The organism is Mucilaginibacter sabulilitoris (genome assembly GCF_034262375.1).
GTDB classification, from domain to species: domain Bacteria; phylum Bacteroidota; class Bacteroidia; order Sphingobacteriales; family Sphingobacteriaceae; genus Mucilaginibacter; species Mucilaginibacter sabulilitoris.
Genome location: NZ_CP139558.1, coordinates 4,872,690 through 4,891,514 on the forward strand (window position 1 = coordinate 4,872,690; position 18,825 = coordinate 4,891,514).

19 protein-coding genes are annotated in these 18,825 nt (G+C 41.7%); 3 read left to right on the plus strand and 16 right to left on the minus strand.

Annotation, left to right across the window (positions count from 1 at the left end; genetic code table 11):
* Positions 1–60: 60 nt before the first annotated feature.
* The 3 genes from SNE25_RS20880 to SNE25_RS20890 are packed head-to-tail and all read left to right on the plus strand — an operon-like array spanning position 61 to position 2,429.
* A complete protein-coding gene (locus tag SNE25_RS20880) occupies positions 61–1,239 on the plus strand; it encodes a tyrosine-type recombinase/integrase (RefSeq protein ID WP_321560941.1) in 1,179 nt (392 codons plus the stop codon).
* A 37-nt stretch (positions 1,240–1,276) separates the two neighbouring features.
* Positions 1,277–1,756, plus strand: coding sequence for a hypothetical protein (locus SNE25_RS20885; protein WP_321560942.1), 480 nt, complete (start codon positions 1,277–1,279; stop codon positions 1,754–1,756).
* A gap of 1 nt (position 1,757) precedes the next feature.
* Positions 1,758–2,429, plus strand: a complete 672-nt coding sequence (locus SNE25_RS20890) for an SOS response-associated peptidase (RefSeq protein WP_321560943.1) — start codon at positions 1,758–1,760, stop codon at positions 2,427–2,429.
* 292 nt (positions 2,430–2,721) lie between these two features.
* On the opposite strand, the gene SNE25_RS20895 is transcribed toward SNE25_RS20890, so the two are convergent.
* From SNE25_RS20895 to SNE25_RS20970, 16 genes are all read right to left on the minus strand, one after another.
* On the minus strand, positions 2,722–3,189 hold the full coding sequence (locus SNE25_RS20895) for a hypothetical protein (RefSeq protein ID WP_321560944.1): 468 nt from the start codon (positions 3,187–3,189) through the stop codon (positions 2,722–2,724).
* 96 nt (positions 3,190–3,285) lie between these two features.
* On the minus strand, positions 3,286–3,489 hold the full coding sequence (locus SNE25_RS20900; RefSeq protein ID WP_321560945.1) for a DUF6965 family protein: 204 nt from the start codon (positions 3,487–3,489) through the stop codon (positions 3,286–3,288).
* Positions 3,490–3,507: 18 nt separating this feature from the next.
* Positions 3,508–4,080, minus strand: coding sequence for a hypothetical protein (locus SNE25_RS20905; protein WP_321560946.1), 573 nt, complete (start codon positions 4,078–4,080; stop codon positions 3,508–3,510).
* On the minus strand, positions 4,077–4,256 hold the full coding sequence (locus SNE25_RS20910) for a hypothetical protein (RefSeq protein ID WP_321560947.1): 180 nt from the start codon (positions 4,254–4,256) through the stop codon (positions 4,077–4,079). Before SNE25_RS20910 ends, SNE25_RS20905 begins: the two co-directional genes overlap by 4 nt.
* 2 nt (positions 4,257–4,258) lie before the next feature.
* Positions 4,259–4,603: a hypothetical protein gene (locus tag SNE25_RS20915; RefSeq protein ID WP_321560948.1), complete on the minus strand. Its 345-nt coding sequence runs from the start codon at positions 4,601–4,603 to the stop codon at positions 4,259–4,261.
* 4 nt (positions 4,604–4,607) lie between these two features.
* Positions 4,608–5,147: a TIGR02594 family protein gene (locus tag SNE25_RS20920; protein WP_321560949.1), complete on the minus strand. Its 540-nt coding sequence runs from the start codon at positions 5,145–5,147 to the stop codon at positions 4,608–4,610.
* A gap of 92 nt (positions 5,148–5,239) precedes the next feature.
* A complete protein-coding gene (locus SNE25_RS20925; protein ID WP_321560950.1) occupies positions 5,240–7,882 on the minus strand; it encodes a phage tail protein in 2,643 nt (880 codons plus the stop codon).
* On the minus strand, positions 7,882–9,636 hold the full coding sequence (locus SNE25_RS20930) for an SGNH/GDSL hydrolase family protein (protein ID WP_321560951.1): 1,755 nt from the start codon (positions 9,634–9,636) through the stop codon (positions 7,882–7,884). Before SNE25_RS20930 ends, SNE25_RS20925 begins: the two co-directional genes overlap by 1 nt.
* Complete coding sequence (locus SNE25_RS20935; protein WP_321560952.1) at positions 9,636–10,154, minus strand: hypothetical protein; 519 nt, start codon at positions 10,152–10,154, stop codon at positions 9,636–9,638. Before SNE25_RS20935 ends, SNE25_RS20930 begins: the two co-directional genes overlap by 1 nt.
* Before the next feature lie 305 nt (positions 10,155–10,459).
* Positions 10,460–10,939: a hypothetical protein gene (locus SNE25_RS20940; RefSeq protein WP_321560953.1), complete on the minus strand. Its 480-nt coding sequence runs from the start codon at positions 10,937–10,939 to the stop codon at positions 10,460–10,462.
* Positions 10,936–11,505: a hypothetical protein gene (locus tag SNE25_RS20945; RefSeq protein WP_321560954.1), complete on the minus strand. Its 570-nt coding sequence runs from the start codon at positions 11,503–11,505 to the stop codon at positions 10,936–10,938. The genes SNE25_RS20940 and SNE25_RS20945 overlap by 4 nt, the downstream gene beginning before the upstream one ends.
* 192 nt (positions 11,506–11,697) lie before the next feature.
* The gene (locus tag SNE25_RS20950; protein WP_321560955.1) at positions 11,698–16,674 is read right to left on the minus strand and encodes a phage tail tape measure protein; all 4,977 of its coding nucleotides are present in this window, start codon (positions 16,672–16,674) and stop codon (positions 11,698–11,700) included.
* Complete coding sequence (locus tag SNE25_RS20955; protein WP_321560956.1) at positions 16,674–17,207, minus strand: hypothetical protein; 534 nt, start codon at positions 17,205–17,207, stop codon at positions 16,674–16,676. The genes SNE25_RS20950 and SNE25_RS20955 overlap by 1 nt, the downstream gene beginning before the upstream one ends.
* Positions 17,191–17,337 (minus strand): hypothetical protein, encoded by a 147-nt coding sequence (locus SNE25_RS20960; RefSeq protein ID WP_321560957.1) that lies wholly within the window; start codon positions 17,335–17,337, stop codon positions 17,191–17,193. Before SNE25_RS20960 ends, SNE25_RS20955 begins: the two co-directional genes overlap by 17 nt.
* 32 nt (positions 17,338–17,369) lie before the next feature.
* A complete protein-coding gene (locus SNE25_RS20965; RefSeq protein ID WP_321560958.1) occupies positions 17,370–17,900 on the minus strand; it encodes a hypothetical protein in 531 nt (176 codons plus the stop codon).
* A gap of 69 nt (positions 17,901–17,969) precedes the next feature.
* Positions 17,970–18,791, minus strand: a complete 822-nt coding sequence (locus SNE25_RS20970) for a PKD domain-containing protein (RefSeq protein WP_321560959.1) — start codon at positions 18,789–18,791, stop codon at positions 17,970–17,972.
* Positions 18,792–18,825: the final 34 nt, after the last annotated feature.

Sequence of the window (18,825 nt, forward strand, 5' to 3'; positions counted from 1 at the left end):
AACAGAATTTAAGTGTTTGTTTACACCAGATTACACCAGCCTAAAATAAATGTTTACACCATGAAGCAAATAAGCCTGAAAGTATTATTGTATACCCAGAAAACTTATTCGGATGGTACGCATCCTATAATATTACAGTACATATTAAACCGGAAAGTGAAGCGGAAGGTTATTGCCAGGTGTCATCCCCACCAGTGGGATTCAAAAAAGAATCAAGTAAAAGGTAAGGGAGCGAACACCGCTAGAATAAACCACTTTATAAATAGTGAATACGTTAAGGCAGAGCATGACTTGTATGATATTAAAAGCGGAGATAAGACGGTATCAAGCATATTCAAGGATAAGACAGGTTTAACACTTCAAGACTCATTCGACGCTGAGCTATTGAGATTGGAGAGTGAATTTAAGTCTGGGTATTACGATAAGATGCTGGCTATTCAAAAGCAAATACCAGATAAGTCCATATTGGTTTCTGACATTGATGAGCGCTGGTTTGAAAAAATGATTGCCAGCATGACCAAACTGGGTAATAATGGGGCAACTATTAAAAAGAAAATAAAGCTCATCAGGGGGATGATCGGCCGATATTCTGCTATAGGTATTACCAAGGAAATTAAAGCAGTTACCGTTCCTACTCAAAAACCCTTAAAGCAAAAACTATCATCTGAAGAGTTCGGTAGATTGTCTGAATTAAAACTACCAGAAAATGACCTTTTAACTGCTACACGGGATCTATTTGTTTTACAGGTATACTTGCGAGGCATTAGGGTTGGCGACCTTTTACAAGCTTATTCAGACGATTTTAAAGATGATAAATTTACGTATAAGGCAAACAAGACTGACAAGCCAATGGCTATAAAGTTAATAACACCCGCCATATCAATCATCGATATATACCGTGGTAAACATAGCAGGCTATTCCCTTTCTTTACATGGGTATATGATAAAAAGAAATCTAAGTTTGAAAATGAACGCGCCAGGCTAAAGCACAAAGAGGCCTGCACGACTATAGTTAACAGATATCTTAAAGTACTGGCTGTGATGGCAGATATAAAGAAACCGTTATCTTCCCACATTGCCCGTCATACATTCGCACGTATGGCAATCGACAAGATTAATAATCCCATGATTACCATGGATCTGTTAAACCATTCATCACTTAAAGATCACCAACAATACCTTAATGACATTAGAAAAGAAGATGAATTGAATAAGGCTGCAGATGATATATTTGGATAAACAAAACATTAACTTAGTTGTACTTCTTTAAAGCACCATGGCAAACGACATATTAATAGAAATAGATTCAAAAAACGGCAAACATTGGGTTATTGTTGCTGAACCTGAACAGATTCAGCCTGATGAAGGAGGCAGCCAACATAATGGAGTTTGGAAACTTTATGTTGAAGGTGATGATCATTTGTATATAGGTGATATTGCCTTTAACCAGGACAACAGTAATTGGGTTTACACTGGCGCTTATCTTGATGACGATGAACAGGAGCAGGTTGCTGAGTATATACAATCAAATATGAATGGTGAAAGTGAACCCACATTTTATGTAGAGACTTACTACAAAGGTGGGATGGCTAACTTTGAGATAGTTCCTAACGAAGGGCATTTTGCAGTAGCTTACGATGGTGAGATCATTGCCGAAATACAGCATAATGAGGATTGGGAGCAAACTAGTGGTGAGGAATTAGATGAAGACGTATTTGATACTATAGTTCAGAAAATAGAAAGTCATTACGAATAATATGTGTGCACGTTATACTTTAAAAACACCGTCCAATCAAATAGCCGAGGAATACAATGTAACGGTTACCGAAGATTACCGGTTGAGTTGGAATATTGCGCCTACAAATAATTGCGCGGTTATAACGGCAGATGAGCCGAGAATATTGAACCAATATCATTTTGGCTTAGTCCCTCATTGGGCGAAAGATAAAAAGGTCGGTTATTCTATGCTGAATGCACGCACTGAAACCTTAATGGAAAAAACCTCTTTCAAACCATTAATGGAAAAGAATAAGCGCTGCCTGGTGTTGGCTGATGGTTTTTATGAGTGGGAAACTGTTGGTAAGGATAAGCTGCCATATAGATTTGTACTGCCAAACCAGCCTGTATTCGCTTTCGCGGGCTTATATTCCTGGTGGAAGGATCCTGGCACCCAGGAATGGTACAAATCATTTACAATCTTAACTACGGCCTCAAATGACATGGTCGGGAAACTTCACGATCGAATGCCGGTGATACTCACAAAGTCTGAAGAAAAGATATGGCTAACTGATGGCGTTCCAATTGGTAATCTTTTGCAGCTTTGCGACCCATTCCCAGAAGTTGAAATGGATTTGTATAGAGTTAGTAAGGATGTTAACAGTGTCAGGAATAACCACTGTGATTTGATTTTGCCGGAGAACAGTAAATGACTTATTCAGATTCTTCAGCCCACTGCTTAAGTATTTCGTCAAACAAGCTTTCATGTACCAAGTAAAAACCGTGAGGGGTCATTTCTGGTATTCGCTTATCATGCATCCACATCATCTTGGAATTGTCCATCTTCAACATTTGTTGTTGAACACAAACAGTTTTGCAATATTCTTCCCGCCTAAAACAATGTATTGCCTCGTATGGTTGGGCAAACACTTTGTTATCTTCACATATAAAATACACTTTCCTAAATTTATACTTCTTACCCATGACCTCACAACCTCCCGATTCTTAGAAAGGCAATTTATCATCATCTATTTCACCGGTGTATCCCAACAATTTCAGTGTTTCCGGAGTCAGTGTTTCCGGCGATAGATCTGAGCCAAGATCAGATTCTTTCATAAATTTACCATATGTGCCAGCCGGCACAGGTTCATCGTAAAATGAAGAAAATTCAGGGATGGTAATTCGGTAATTAGGTGATCCAACTACGGAACCAAAGAAAAATACAATGGCATCAAAAAAATGTGAACGGTCGGTAGCAGACGGTCCTGTGTTTTCGTCTATGCTAACACCTTCAAAAACATAATTGGCGACAGTTTCAAACTGGTATTTGTCCTTGTATTGAATAACATCTATCAAAGCTCCATAATCTTCCGGATCAAGTTCTTTGTTTTTGTGAATGGCAATTTTAAGCCCTACAGATGGCAGGCTGATCATGATCTGCCCACTTTCATTACTCAATTTGAACTTTTCCATTTGAATTTGATTTGAAATACAAAGTTATGCTAATTATTTTAGCATTTGCAAATACAAATCAAAATTTATTTACATTGAGAATGCGTGCTAACTATGTTATCTGCTGGTGAGACTAATGAATCTATGTAGTCGTTTTAAAAAAGGGGCTGCCACCTTGCTATCAATGCCGTAGTTCTTAATTACCGACATGTGGCCTTTTATAAATTGCTTCACATCTGTTATAGTGGTACCTCGATCAATAGTAAGGGTGTCCGGTAATTCAGCCGTTTTAAAATACGCTTCAAGTTCATCAATACTCATGAGGCAAAGGTAAATAATTTACACCTTCTTTCTGAAATACCAAATGACTCCTGCAATTATCGCCAAGACGCCCAATACAACTGCAATCAACCAAACGCCCATTTTAGCCGGTTCTTTTTCTTTGTGCTTTATCTTTTCATCCAGCGCAACATCATGGCTTTGTGTTGCCTCAACTTTCTTATTACCTGCTTCTGCGATATCTGTATAAGTGGTTTTAGATTTATCGATAAATACCGGGATGTCCTGAGGTTTAACAGTAACAGATGTCTTTAATGTTTTACTTAACGTATCATACTGCAAATGTACCTGAACCAGCCCGCTATCTATTGCCATCAGCCCATTAATCAAATCATCGTTCGCTATATGTTTTGTTGATGAAACTTTTATCCCCTTTGATTTTACGATCGTATCAGCTCTCTCATGTTCAACAGTGACTGTTTTATCCGCCCTGTTATATGAGCTATCAACTACCTGTGATGATTTCGATTTATCAGCCAAATGAGTTTTGGATATGTCAACTGTCGTCTTTTTAAATAATCCGCAACCGCTGCAGATAACTGACATCAACAATAGCACCCCCAGCCGCCTCATTTCAATGATTGTTTAAGAACAGTTAAACTGCTATCAAGCGCATGGACTTGGGTAATGAGTTCCTGCTCGGGTTGGCGGGGACGTCCCTGCCGCCCTGTTGGTATTGCGGCTCTATCTCCTGCACTAAATGAGCAGATGACTAATAAGGCCGCAACAAATACAAAAGTGTTTTTCATGGTTAATGATTTTTTCTTATTTCATTAATTGTCTTTTTAACTGTTTCTAAAACCGGCTTAATTGATGATGTCGTACTATCGATCTTTACCTTATTGCTGTCCTGGGCATTTTTCATATCCCGCAATACAGGATCATACTGTTTCCTTACCTCTGTTATGATCTCCCGGTACATTTGATCTTTATCATCGATCCGGGCCTGAACTAACTTTTGATTTTGGATGAACAGATAAATTATTGCCAACAGCATGCCTACGGTGGCCGCGGCTCTTGGCTTAGTATCGAATAGGCCTACCAGGTCGCCAAATAGTTTAACGAGCTTGGAAGGGTTATTTGTAGGTTCAGGCATTGTGTTACGCTTCGTTAGTAGATAGTTCGCCAGTTTCAGAAAGTACAATCTTCCTGACATTTGCAGGCTCGCCAATTTTATAAAGTGGGTATCTAACGCCTATGCATCTGCCTTTGTCAATCCATGCAAATCCAACAGCGTTTGATTGATTGCCTCCGTAGACCAGGTATGCATGATCATTTTCTCCCACATAAAATCCAACGTGCCCGCCACCGTCTCGTTGAAATACCAATATGTCCCAAAGTTTAGCTTTGCCAATGCTTCGGTCCGCCCCCCATTTAACCCATTCTTTAGCAGCCAGTAATTGATTTGCGTTAAAGCCGTATCCTACTCGTTTCATTACTACGCCAACAAAAAGGCCGCACCAGGGAATATCATCGTCGGTATACCAGCCCGAAACTCCCACCTCTTTCGCCCACGCTGCTATATCAGGGTTACTACCTTTGCCTGGATGCTCTAAAACCCCATAATGCATTAATGCTTCTACCAACTGCCGGGGAGCGCCCTCGTTGTTTAACCAAGCGTATTTATCAGGTAATTTCATGTTAATCAGTCATATTATATATACATCAAAAATACGGCTATACATCCCCCAATAGTGGGCGGGCCACTTACTCCATACCATGCAGTAAGTTGTCAATCATTTTCAATGGTTAAATATTGTATGCCTGTATCTGCATCTGTATATGCCCTGATCTTGCCAGTATAAGTTGCGCCTCCTATGGCTCTATCGGGTAGGCTTGTAAAATGAATATCACCGGCCACTATTTCAAGAGCTATATTTGTGTCAGCATTGGATGCCTCTAACACCATCGCAGAATTGACACCATCGCCAGACGATACATTTGGAACAACATTTCTAAAAATACCTGTGGCTTTTAGGTTGGGAAACACACCGCTTATAACATTATCCCCAATAAGTACCTGATTGATATTGCCGCCGCCATGATCCAGGTTCATAGCCATCTGGTTTTGAAGGATACTAAACCCGCCTTCAATAACATGGGTACTGGGGTTTTCAACACCACCAATAGTGCCAGACTTGGCGGTTATATCTCCTGATATTTCAGCATCTGTAGCATACATCTTTCCATTATCCAGCACTTTAAACTCGTCTCCGGGGCCTGATGCAAACCGTATGGAATCGGCTCCGGCATCAGTTACACCAGATATTCTCGCGTTAACAACCCCATCAGACCCTACCTGTATAACTTTACTTGCAATCCCTCCGCGTATGGTTAAAAATCCCGGGTTCGTCACATCCCAATCAATGCCACTATCAGCATCACCCATATTAAACTGCCCTGTGGTGAGGTTGATGTAATTTTGTCCGGTAATATCCTGTATTAGGCCCGATGTAATTTGATCGCCTACGATAGTGGTTACGCCTTTGGTTGATTGAAAAGTTCGGTAACCATCGGTGTTTACCTCGTAAAGGATACCTAAATTGAACGCGAAGTAACCCGGGATGTCATTCACACCCACCCCAGTTTCGGATATCTCCCATGTGCCGGTAATCGCAACCTTACTACATTTGGCATACACATAATAGTATTTGGCAGGATCAAGACCGGTCCAACTGTTAAGGCCCAGCGTCCAGATATATCCTAACCCCTCAATCTTATATATGTAATGTATGAGTTGCCCCCCTGATATTTTAAAATCATTTGGGTTACCCAATAAGTTAGGCGAGATAACCACATCATTCAGATTCATATTTTGAGAATCATACCCAAACGTGGCCATCCCTGCAACCAGGCTATCAGTGCCTGTGAATAATGAACCATCAGGATTAAAGATGCGTGTTTGCAGTTTCTTCAGGTTAAGAGCATTCAGCCGGGCCCGCTCAATGTTAGTACGATTAACGACTTTTATTTCGTGCTGGTTGTCGATGGTATCAGATACAACACGCTCGGTAGTAGTATAGGGGATGAAATTGGCAATTGTAGCTGTGATCTTTGTATTAGGCGTAATGATATCAGGGAAATTAACCGGATATGAGACACTGGTAACCCGGATCATGGCATCAATGCCCAGAGCGTCATCCACTACCCTGATCTGATCGCCAGGCTCCAACATGATCCCGTTAAATTTGGCATACAACGGATCCAGCTCGAGGTTATACAATACCCTCGGCACGCTATTTTCATCCAGCCAGGTTTGCGTAGCTGCCTGCAGTTTGTCTTCAGCCGCTTGTACAGCTTCATCTGGTAGGTACATATCAAATAAAGTGTACGTATCCCCCACAACGGCCTGTATCTCGGCACTGGGCAGGTTATTCCCGGCCGCATCGGTTGCTACCTTTAACTTTATTACCTTACTGGTATTATCATAAGTGACAATCTCAAACTCCTGCCCCTGTAACTGTCCTGAGGTAAAGGATACCTTAGGAGTGTCAGGGGAAAAGTATGTGTTGAGATTGAATGTTAGTCCACTATCAGTTATGGTAAAAGTCGCAGCATCCGGATCAAAGGCACTTACAGCGGATACATTTCCGGCAATAGTTGGATATATGTCCTCATTAACATAGTCGCCTTCTTTAACACGGTACAGGTCGGTGTTTTTATCCAGGTAATACCCATCAAACATTAATTCAGTGGCTCCATCCCTGTAGTTTTTAGGCAGGTTGCGAGAACTACCATACCCAAAAGCCCGGGTCACTATATTTTCATCGTTCTGATATTGGTAGCCCAATGAGTAAAGCCCTTTACCCCGGCCATACTGAAAGACCAGTGTTGTGACGTTACCTGCCTGCTTAACGAAATTGATTTCCTTGCCTGTCCCACTGAGATACCATTCACATGAAAATGCCTCAGCTATGGCATCCAAAGCGGTCCTGCAATCATGCTTATCAAACTCAACTGTTTTTAACCCCAGATCATCGCATATACCTACCGACCATCCCGAATCAATTTCGTTGATATTGGATACGACAAGTAAGCACAATTCTGATAAATCTCCGTAGAATGAAAAGGTTTTATTATTTAAATGTTTGAATTTCTTATCGTATAACCTGTATAGATCTGATTCAAAAGTTATGTTATAAGTGTATTTCAGGCCCGAAACATCGCCCGTCACTTGTGGGCTGGGAATGGTATTAACAGTGTACTTTCTACCCCGGTATAAAATGTATGCTCCGATTGGGCAATAAAGTGTGCCAGGCAATTCAATCTGTGATGGTATCTCATCCTCTGCCATCAGAGCACGATTGACCAACAGATCATCATACACCGGTAGTTGGGAAATTACCTCATCGTTGAAATATATGGGGGTGTACATTATTTTAACCTCGTTGCGTAAAGTTTAGCCATCTTAGTAGCGCCTGCGGGCGTTGTCGGGTGGATGCCGTCTACCGTATTGGTTGTGTTATTTAAAGGGTGAAAACCTAAATCAGAAATTTGATCGATACACTCTATCGAATAATGTTGAAATATCGACTTGATCAAGTCGTTACGGTTTTTAAACTCGGTATAAATAGATGAGGTATAATCAGATGTCCCGGTATAATAAGGCGTTATCCCTATTATTTTTGTTGTTGGGTTTGCAGTAATTAATTGTTTCAACAAGCCCTTATATGCGGAAGCGAAAGTAGGTAGCGATGGGTCTGTTGACGCCAATTCGCCTCCGGTGTATTCTGGGTCATCAATAGTTCCTAAACCTGTTCTGCCGTCATTTTGACCACCCATTATCAATATAACATCCGGATTATAGTAATGAGCATCCAATGACCGGACATAAATGCTCATGCCTGGCCCTTGACCGGTAACATAACCACCAGCGCCATCGCTCACAACTTTTGGTACTATAGTAGAGCCGCCTAAGCCCATACGGGCATGCCCGCCGGTTCCTGCCTGCGTTTCAGTAATGCTCCATACCATACCGGTTAATCCAACCAAAATAGGCTGATATACAGAATTGTTGGTTATGCTATCGCCAATCGTTACCAGCTTCATGCCATAATACTTCATGAAGCCCTGCACATAGGTTTTCAATGCGTAGTTAACTAAATCAGCATCGGTAACAGCTTTTACCTTAGCATCATTTACAGACACCAAGTTTTTATTAATCGTTGGTGCGACATACGCAACCCACGGTTTGGCGGTGGTACCATAATTGACCATTAGATTAGCGCCTGCATCGGTCGGCGTGTCGGTATCAATTGTAGGATGGCGATAGAGGCAATAAAACCAATAGGCGGTTGCTGGGATGGCAATTGCAGATGCTGATTCAGTATTTATATTACCAAACGTTAATAATGTGTTACTTACATCGTAAAACGCCCATCGGTAAGCCGCTGTACCTAAATGTTGAAATCCGGTTAGCTTTATATTCCCTTTTATTGGGTCAACATGAAGTTTCATGGTTCTCGCATTTAAAGAAGTTGATGCGGCGGGGTAAACGGCAATTGCGCCAGTAGATGAAACAGAAGTGTCGTGTAAATAATCTGCCAAATTAAAAAGCTGATCGTTTGCATAAACAGTATCAGTCGTATATACAACCTTGTCAGTCCCTAAATACGCAACAAGCCTTTCACTCCATTTAGTAGAGGTACCGGGCACATCGGTTGAAATGGCTGCGGAATTTGCTACCCAATCTTTTCCAAGATAGTTTACCTGCTCCCCTAAACTGTATGTGCCTGCAACCCAAGGCACTATTTTATTATTATTGACCGGGAGTGTTATTTCCTGATATGAAGGGATCCAATAAGTGCCATTCCAAGTCCCTTTTGCATTAATGATCACGTTACCCAATGAGGGCGAAGGAATTACTATCCCAGTACCGGATACTCCATGAAGATTTGTATAAGTACCGCTAGGTGAGCTGCCCACTCCGGTACCTATTAATTCAACGCTCTGATTAAGCAAAGGACCTATAGGCGCTGTATCTGTAGTCTTGAACGAACCTATGCTGTTACGGACAATATTATCCAATGGAAACTGGGCATCCTCCCCCCCCGCTGTCAAGCCCACTATTTTTGCACCTGTTAAGTTTGTAATAGGAGGTAAATCATCAAACTTCTGTGTTTTGGCCATTATTTTATATAATTTTTATTGTCTTGTGTTAAAAAATACTTACCGTTATACCCTATGTAATAAGTCAAACCACCGCCACCACCATCATCCTTATAAGGAGCATCTTGTAATACTTCATCGAACTCCATTGATACCTGTGTTACAATCTGCCGATCGTCCAATGAGGTTAAACGGGTCCATTTAATAGTTCCAGGCTTCAGTCTTGCATTCACCTTGATATCCTGTTCGGTATCTTCAAAGGTTACGTAGTTCTGGTATATGATATCCTGTAGCGCCGACTTGCTGGCTTGGTAGTCCGATAGGTTATCAACCACCATCCATCCAGACATTGAAAATACGCGAGGTGCCAGCGTTGGGGTAGCATCAAGATCATATTCAATAATTCCATCCTCCCAAACATGTGAGAAAACAGGATTGACATCATTAGGTGCCTCAAAGCTGCTGGTAGTTGATCTATCCCCGTTTAGTACGATAGCAACTCCTAAATACAGGTCATATCCGTTTATTCTATCTATCATACCAGCGCTGTGAGCAAATTTACCGTTACCTTAAATGTGGATAGCCAACCCTATCTTACCTTTAACGATTGGAAAGTAAATAATAAAGGGGCTCCATATTTCTATGTGCCCCTTTCCTTGCCTCGCCATATCTGGCCTTGCCATGCCAAACCATGCCCCACCTCACCGTGCCCGACCTGACCACACCAGACCATACCCAGCCTTGCCTCTGTCCCTGCCCTGTCTTGCCCAGCCGTACCTCACCAAGCCTCGCCAAACCCCGACATGCCACACCGAGCCTTGCCTCTCCCCTGGCCTTGAATTTATTATTTTCTTCTTACACTATTAAACATTTGCCTCATTCCGCTTAATTTGACAGAAAGGTCGGATCCTCTGCGTTTAACTTCAGGAGTTAACTCATCCTGTCGAACAAATGTCATTATATTGGTTCCTAATTCTAAAGCTGCCCTTATTTGTTTTTTAGCCAAATCGAAAGCGTATTCCTGTTGCTGCCACGGGTGAAGGAAGTGATACCCTAACCCGCGAACGTTTGCCATGTAAAGTAGATCATTTGTTAAAAGATCTTCACGCAAAGTATCGACCATCCCCATATAATGAAATTGAACCTCCTGATGTGCTTTTAAAAATTCATCCGGGCCGCTGTAATCTGAGAAATCAACAGATTTTATCTTTAACAACGACCTTAATATTTCGTGAGTTATAAGTTGTCCAGGTTGGTAATTTTCAATTAACCACTCCTTGATTCTAGCCCATTCAGGGCTATCTGTTTTTATTTTATCACTCATATCTTTTCTACGCTAAACCTTCCATAACGTGGCCTGTAATCACAAAGACCAACATATAATCCCGCATTATTAACAATCTGATCAACTTCTGATTCGTTTAGCTTTGCCTCATCAAGCATGACCTCAACTTCGATTTCCCATTCTTTGAAAATAGGCCTGGTTCGAATTGTCTTTGATGTACCAATCTTTACCGTACGCATATCTGAATATAACCCAGATTTGTAAAGATCAGAAGGAGACATCTTATGATGTTTAAAAACAAATTTGGCATCATTAGGTATAAGTGCCGCCTGCTTCCATAAAGTGCCCATTTTAAACATTTTTGCGCTTGCCAAGAATGACGCATCCAGGTTTGCCGATGGGATGTAATACCCAATCTCAGAGTCGTGGTACAAACTGGCTTCAAATTCAATCTCACTCATCAGAGCGTGATCATCATCTGTTTTGCTTCTCTTTTTAGTAACCTCTTTCAGCTTCTTAGTAAATGGGTTCAACGGATTTGCAGTTGCATCACTATGCATTAATAATGCAGACGTGCCTGTAATTTTGTAGTTTAAAAGTTTCATTGTGTTTTTTGTTAAACTAAAAAAGCCTTTAGCATTTCCCGGGTGCAATCGGTACTCTGCTAAAAGCTTTAAATTTCGTTATTGAATGCTAATCAAATTGCACCTCGTTAGCAGTTCGATAAAGGTAAAACAATTATTCTATATATTCTCATATTAGAACAAATTATTTTTAATTTATTTTTTGGGGTGATTTTATCCCAATCCTGCCCCTCTCATAGAGGTTCCTTTGGTGTTGTTTTCGATATTCTTGAGAGTGGTTGCTATACCATCGGTATTGTCGGCCCCACGTTTGGTATTTGCAGCTATCTGAACCAACTGAGTTAGCTGATCCCGCCCCTGTAGAAAACAATTGGCATAACTTGCGGCCAGCGCCTTTATCTCATCCCTCACCTGCAATACACCCACTTGGGTGCCGGCTAATACTCCGTAAACCCTGGTTGCTGTATCTTCAGTCAATGCAGCAGCCACCTGTCCCCTGGCAGTTGATGTATCATCGCCGGGTTTGGTGGAAGGGAAATACTGAGAGCTAGCAGCCAAACCTGCGTTATAAGCTGCCGCATCCTGATCAAACTTAGCTTTCCACGTAGAAAAATCAAACTTTTCGATGCTATTACCATTGGCCTTAGCGAATGCTGTCAACTCATCTGTGAACTCCTTAACATCTTTATCGAATATGGCCAGCTTTAAGGAGTTCTTTATAGCGTTACCTATGAATTCATCGAATGACTTATCCATCGCAGCAATTCCATCCTCTCCCGCTTGGAAAGCGCTTGTTAAAGCGTCAGACAAACTGTTGGAAAGGTCTCTGAATGTGCCTTGTATTAAGTTAGCTGAAATAGCCTGGTTAATATCTGCAATTTGATTTGGGATATCAGCTATCTGGTTATTATAATCATCAATCTTACTCTGATCCTTTTTCTTTTTACTGGCCTCAGCATCGCGCATTTGGGTAAGCTTAGCCTGTTGAGCTTGTAAATTCTCAATCTGTGCTTCCTGGTCTGCATAAATGTCATTCCCAGCCGCGTTAGCCACATCCCTATCCAGCTGCTTATAAGCTTGCCCTAATGCATTTAACTCGCGCTGATAGCCGTCAATTTTCTTTTGAAGATCTTTGTCCTTGTGGCTGAATAGAGATATGGCGGAGGTTAAAATATTCACTGCACCAGTAACAATTGAAACCGGATCTTTATCTTTAAGCCCTTTTGCCAGTTCGCCAGCACCTGAAAGTACGCCAGAAATACCTTTTAATGCGTCCTGTAATCCTTGGCCGCCAATCGATAGCTGATCGAAAATGTCACCCAACCCTGATAAACCTCTTGAAGCTGCTTCCGCTCCTGACGCTATTTTATTGTAAACTTCCGCCCTCGCTTTTTCTACCGCAACAGACGCAGCTCCATTCTTGCTTTTATCAGTAGCTTTATCAAACGCGTCCTTAGCTTGTTTGTATCGTTGGATAGATCTTGAAATTCCATTAAATACATTATCTCCTGATATTTGATCCTCCTTTGCGTTAATTTCGGCAATTCTATCAGAATAGAATTGAGCGGTTATTAATTTAGCTTTATATTGTTTCGTATAAATTGCCTTAGCTTCCTCTAAAGAATCGATTGCTTTACCTCTGGTCATAGCATCGATGTTTTCAAGGAGTTTGTCATATCCTGCCTTTTCATCAGCGTTTTGAGCATTTAAATTACGCCTCCGCTCATCACGCTGCAGTTTCAAATTATCAATCTGCTCTTTAGTAGCATCCTTACCCAGCGCGGCAACCTTCCGCTGATAATCAGCCTCAATGCCTAATAATGCCTGTGAAGTGGTTAAAGCTGATTGATAAGCATCGGCATACAGTTCGTCATTCTTTTTCTGAACCAACACTTTTTCATCCGCAATCTCTTTTTCAACCAGTTTTAATTGTAGTTGTGTAGCTCCAGTATCCACATCAGCGCCGCCTTTAGCCTTATCATCTCCGTTGATCAACGCGTTACGCTTGGCCTCCAATGATTGCAAGTATGTCTTATCGGTATCTATAAGGCCTGCATAACGTTTCTTAGCTTCATCCTCGCCTACCTTAGTTTTATAGGCCTCAAAGTCATCATACAGCTTTTTCTGTTCATCCAGGGTAACCTTCAACTTAGCTGTGTCTTGTTTATCAGCAACAGCACGCAATTCGTTGTCCTGGGCCCTAACCAAACCACCGGCATCGACCCGCAACCCCTTCTTTTTATTGACAGGATCATTATTGAAGGCAATGGCCGCCTCCTTCATTTTAGCATATTTATCCTTCACTGATTCAACTTCCTGCTCATCTGCTGACAATTGTTTGTCGGTGCCACGTTTGGTAAGGGCATCGATATCTTTTTGCAGGTCATTACGTGATTTTAAAGCAGCTTTATATTGATTTTCGGCAGTAATTGCTTCTGTATCTTTACCGCCATTTGCAAGCTTTAATTCTTTCTTGAACGCCTTCAGCTGATCCAGATAGGTTTTATACTGAGCACTTGCAACATCAAGCGGCTTCATCAGTTCAGTAACACGTTTAATATCCGCCTTGATGCTATCAACCGTACGGGCAGTATCGGTATTATCAGTATCCTCCGTACCATCGCCTACGATAGTTGCTTGCTGCTTAGTCCCTGGTTTCGGTTTATTTACAGCTTCATAGTAATCCAATACGGCCTTTTGAGCTTTGGTTAACTCTCCTCCTAATGCGCGTATTGCCTTTGCAGCCGCGTAAGCTTGTCCAGATAACTGAGTAACTCTATCCTTTGCTTTTTGCTTAGCCTCCGCATCGCTATCGCCTCCTGAAAAAGAATCAAAAAACCTATCAATTGCATTTTGTTGTAATTTTGCAGCTCTTTCGGCGGCGGCCTTTACTTGGGGTAAATATTTCTGTGCCTGATCAAATTGCTCGTTAGCTCCTTTTAAGGCAGACCGGTTCTGTAACTCCAACAAATCTCTTTGGGCCTTAGTTAATTCCTGAACTTTACCTCGGTTGATATCTATTGCGTTACCGTAATTATCGAATTTATTTACAATGCCAGGCAAAAGGTCGCCTAACTGAGCTGTTACATCCCGAAGTTCGGCCTGCTCATCTTTATTCAACACCGTAAATCTTTTCAATTGATCATACCGGCTCAGTAGAGGCTTCAGCGAGTTATTTAGATCATCAAATTTCTGTTTACTTATGCCGTATGCATCGGATAAATGATCAGCAGCGGTTTTATTCTCAAGCAGATTGCTTAAAATATCTGCCAGTGCACGGGATGCTCCTGAATTAGCAAAGGCATTAGCAAACTTGTTCCCGATTTTGTCAATTACAGCTCCAAGACTATTATTGGCCAATTCAAAGTTGTGGGCTACGCTCGTACCATCTTCATAACCTTTGTTGGCAATGGCTGTTTTTTCAGCTAATTGTTCCTGAGCCTCAGAAAGGGATATAACAGTTGACTTTACACGGCCGGCAGTAAGGTGAAGTGTTTGCAAACGATCAGCTGTCTCTGTTTGAGTTGGATTACCAGCTTTTAGACCTTTAAAAAACGCCTCCAATGCAGAATTGGTGTCCGTATTGATAAGCTTAGTAAACTTTTCCAAAGTAAGGGTGCTGTCTGCAAGTTGGGCGATAGCAAAGTACTTATCCCTTTTTGTTGAAAGGTCAGATATCAACCTGGTTACACCTGTTGCCGCAGTTGAGGCCTGAACCCCTGCTTTTGATAAAACAGCACCATATCCCAATATAGTAGGAAGAGAAATTTTTGCAATCTGTGCTATACTCGCTGTCTTTAATGAAAACTCCTGCAAATATTGAACTGTGGCACCCCCATTGTGAGATACTTCCAATATTGAACTACCAACCTTTTTCAACGCCTCCTGCATCGATAATCCTTCTTTCTGTGTGATTTTATACACAGATATGATTTTACCCAAAGCAGTTACTACGGCATCAGCGCCACCAGGGAACTCTTTTTTGAGCACCACGGATAATTCGTCAACTTCCTGAATAAAGCCTAATAAATCATCCTTAGCTACTCCAAGCCGCCCGCCAATAAATCCGATATCCAAAAGGCCCTCTAGGCCGGTACGGGTATTTAGTTTCTTTAACTTTTCTCCTAAGCTGTCAACTTGATCGGCAGATAGCTTCGCGGTACGCTGAACGTCAACAAAGTCGTCAGATAATTCAACATTATGGCTTATAGCTGCTTTTGCTGCTGAAATAGCTGCGGTGAGAAGTGCGATCGGACCTAATCCGCTCAGAATACTATCTTTAACAGATGTGAAGAAAGCCACAGCTGCATTGGCATAGTTACCTACATTACGTCCGAATCTGTTAGTTTTTGCTTCAAGCTCACCAACTTGTACACTTAGCGACTTAACTGTGTTACCGAGCCTTATACCAAATGATGTTTCCCTCTCAGCCTTGGATAGCCTATCGTACTCCGTTGTTAATCGAATCAATGCCGCCCGCCTTTGCTCTAATGAACCTTTGGCATTTAGCATTTCCCTGGCATTATTCTTTAACTCGGCAGTTGATTGTTGCTGCCTGTATTTTTCTTCTGCCAAAGCCTGAGCCAACTGTTTTTTTGTTAGCACATTTGCATTTGTAGCAGATGTTTGATTTTTGGTAGCGTTTACATACGAACTTCCCGCAAGTGATAAACTATTGGTTGAAATGGCCGCTTTAGCGTTCTCAGCGTTTAACTGAGCCCTGGCAACCCTCTCTGCATTGATGGCAGAAGTATAAAGTAGACTGCCTTTTTGCCCCTTTGCATAGGCATCAATCTCAGCTTGGGAGTTAGATATATCAGTAACACGTTTAACCGGATTCTGGGCTGCCTGCTGGGCGGCTAACCTACCGGCAGCTATTTGAGTATTGATTTGTTCGCGTGCCAGTCTTTCATCCCGTAAAGCCTGCATCCTATCGAGCGCGGCGGCCTTATCTGCACGATCGGAGTCTTGTTTGGCTTTAGCCAGGTCAACAACTTGTTGTTTTATTTCAAGTTGTTTTTTCTGATACTCAGTTAATGGTTTTAAAGCAGCGTCATCTCCTTTTGACACTCCATTAGCAGTAACCGTAAGCTGACTAATAAGCTTTTTTAATTCCTCTGCCTTTCTCTTAGCTTCATCAATATTTAATGTAGCTGTGAAATTTAATCCACCTCCCTGTCCGATACTCATTAGTATGATGATTTATTTTTGTGAACTACTTTAATTATTGCATTGTCTGATGCCTTCTGTGTGATCTGGGCGTACTTGTACACATTTACCACAACTTTGCTATTGCCATACGCGGTGACATTCACCACTGCATTATCGAAACAATCGATCATTACGAAAGCGTTATCGTACGCGAATACATTGGCTACTGAGGAGTGTTTAACAAATAATTGTGCAGCAGAGAATGAGCCGTATTGTAACTTTGCTTTACAGGTGCCCAGCAAGACAGTGAAGTCCGCGCCTATTCCGGAAACCTCTTTATCCACGTGTATCCCATACTTCTCCAACACCTTCCCACCCAGCCTCATCAGGTCGGCGTTGGAAGGAAAGTTCTTCTCTAAGCAAAAGTCTATCCCCTTCACGTAAAGCTTCAATAACTCACCCACGCTGTCAGTAGTGCCCACAAGGTCGGCCCATGGCTCACAAATTCCAGCAATACGAGCTTTTTTTAATATGTAGTTTCCTAAGTTTTTCATGTTATGACCAATCTTCAATGTTCATTGATTTTAGTTCTGGTTCTTTATTGTCGTCTGAATCAAAATCAGGTATTGATTTCATGAATAGGGTGAAATTGTCCCAGGTCATGGTGTTTATAAAATCAGGTGGCCATCTGAAATACTTCATTGCGCTACCGATTATACTGTGTGGGAGGCTATCTACTCTCTCCCGTCGTCCGGACTTGTCTTTATTTTTAGAATTTTTGCTACTCCGTTCATTAAGACAATAGAAGTCATAAAAGACTGCATGTTCACGGCTTGTAGGGAAGCGGCCAAAATGTCTTCGATATCATAATTATCAAGGTTTCTTTCAAAGAACTTGATCAATTCAGGGTCCGGTTCCAGATAATTATTTTGAACTGCAGATGCAATGATGTATATCATGGTAGGCAAATGTTCAGGGATATAAGCCATCATTTTAGTGGCATCCTCGAATAGATCAGTGGGCAGTGTAACCGCGGCACCAGCAATACGATACTGGTTAACAACTACTGCCGGCCATATCTCAAATGATCGTTCAGTTTCAGGTTCAGGGATTGGCTCTGGCTTAACGCCTCGTAACTTTTCCCACCTGGTTAGCTTAGGAGGTGCTGCCACAGGCTCAACATATCTTACCGGTATAGTGAATCTGTATAGCTCCTTAGCAGTTAGGACATCAACAGCCTTTGATATAATAGTATTTTTCGTCATTATTGATTTATGGTTATTAAAAAGCCCCGCCTGTTAAGCGAGGCTTTTATTGCTTAATGTAGGTGAAGATTATCCTTCAGGGATAGCAACTGTAAGTTGTACCGAATCTGATGTTTCAACACCTGCGCTATCAAGTACTATTATTTTAAATACATACACGCCATCAACAAGGCCTCCAACGGTGTTAGATAAGGATGTAGGAGCCGTCATGGTAGCAATAGTAGGTCCTGAAACCTGAGTCCAGTATTGAGTTATTATGGTTTTGCCACTTGCTGCTGTAGCAGTCGCGGTAAGTGCTTTTGTAGAAGTAGTTACCGATGCATCTGACCCAGCCGAAACAGTAGCAGGTGTGCTATCTATAGGAGTACCATCCTCATTAACCCATTGCTGCGTGTAAATAGCATCTTGTCCTAAGTACAGGAATGGTTTAATGGTGCCAGTGATAGCGAGGGCCTCATTTACCGCCTTTGCAATATTGTTTGAGTACCCGGTTAAAGCATCGATATAGTAATAGGTAATAATAGACCTACGACCATTAACAGGGCGGCTTGTTAACCTGATGGCCAGGTTTGCAATTTTTTCTTTTGCCAACACTACCAATGTTGATGTTGCAGCATCCCAAATAGTGTTGAATAGCCTTTGCATTGAATCTGGTTTTTGCTCTGCCAAACCAATGGTAATAGTGCCTGGCGTATCGGCTGGGGTATAAACTGTGAACAAAGGAGCATCTTTATCCTCAGGAATAAATCCTGCTAAAGTGCCATTGTTTTTTGTTCTTGTTATTGAATCTGGCTGAAGGTTTTCTACCTGTGTCCAGTCAGATACAATTCCGTACTGATTACCGGTTCCCCACTCGGCTTTCTCAACGCCTTTCATTACGAATGTTTCCATGTTGTTTATTTTTGTTTTATGCCCGTGGGCGGTT

Bases quoted from the DNA above. Each gene is read 5' to 3' on its own strand.
- SNE25_RS20950 (WP_321560955.1), bottom strand. From the start codon at position 16,674: ATGAGTATCGGACAGGGAGGTGGATTAAATTTCACAGCTACATTAAAT.
- SNE25_RS20930 (WP_321560951.1), bottom strand. From the start codon at position 9,636: ATGGCCAAAACACAGAAGTTTGATGATTTACCTCCTATTACAAACTTA.
- SNE25_RS20925 (WP_321560950.1), bottom strand. From the start codon at position 7,882: ATGTACACCCCCATATATTTCAACGATGAGGTAATTTCCCAACTACCG.
- SNE25_RS20965 (WP_321560958.1), bottom strand. From the start codon at position 17,900: ATGACGAAAAATACTATTATATCAAAGGCTGTTGATGTCCTAACTGCT.
- SNE25_RS20920 (WP_321560949.1), bottom strand. From the start codon at position 5,147: ATGAAATTACCTGATAAATACGCTTGGTTAAACAACGAGGGCGCTCCC.
- SNE25_RS20970 (WP_321560959.1), bottom strand. From the start codon at position 18,791: ATGGAAACATTCGTAATGAAAGGCGTTGAGAAAGCCGAGTGGGGAACC.
- SNE25_RS20910 (WP_321560947.1), bottom strand. From the start codon at position 4,256: ATGAAAAACACTTTTGTATTTGTTGCGGCCTTATTAGTCATCTGCTCA.
- SNE25_RS20895 (WP_321560944.1), bottom strand. From the start codon at position 3,189: ATGGAAAAGTTCAAATTGAGTAATGAAAGTGGGCAGATCATGATCAGC.
- SNE25_RS20880 (WP_321560941.1), top strand. From the start codon at position 61: ATGAAGCAAATAAGCCTGAAAGTATTATTGTATACCCAGAAAACTTAT.
- SNE25_RS20885 (WP_321560942.1), top strand. From the start codon at position 1,277: ATGGCAAACGACATATTAATAGAAATAGATTCAAAAAACGGCAAACAT.
- SNE25_RS20945 (WP_321560954.1), bottom strand. From the start codon at position 11,505: ATGAAACTTTTAAACTACAAAATTACAGGCACGTCTGCATTATTAATG.
- SNE25_RS20935 (WP_321560952.1), bottom strand. From the start codon at position 10,154: ATGATAGATAGAATAAACGGATATGACCTGTATTTAGGAGTTGCTATC.
- SNE25_RS20890 (WP_321560943.1), top strand. From the start codon at position 1,758: ATGTGTGCACGTTATACTTTAAAAACACCGTCCAATCAAATAGCCGAG.
- SNE25_RS20900 (WP_321560945.1), bottom strand. From the start codon at position 3,489: ATGAGTATTGATGAACTTGAAGCGTATTTTAAAACGGCTGAATTACCG.
- SNE25_RS20915 (WP_321560948.1), bottom strand. From the start codon at position 4,603: ATGCCTGAACCTACAAATAACCCTTCCAAGCTCGTTAAACTATTTGGC.
- SNE25_RS20940 (WP_321560953.1), bottom strand. From the start codon at position 10,939: ATGAGTGATAAAATAAAAACAGATAGCCCTGAATGGGCTAGAATCAAG.
- SNE25_RS20905 (WP_321560946.1), bottom strand. From the start codon at position 4,080: ATGAGGCGGCTGGGGGTGCTATTGTTGATGTCAGTTATCTGCAGCGGT.
- SNE25_RS20960 (WP_321560957.1), bottom strand. From the start codon at position 17,337: ATGAAGTATTTCAGATGGCCACCTGATTTTATAAACACCATGACCTGG.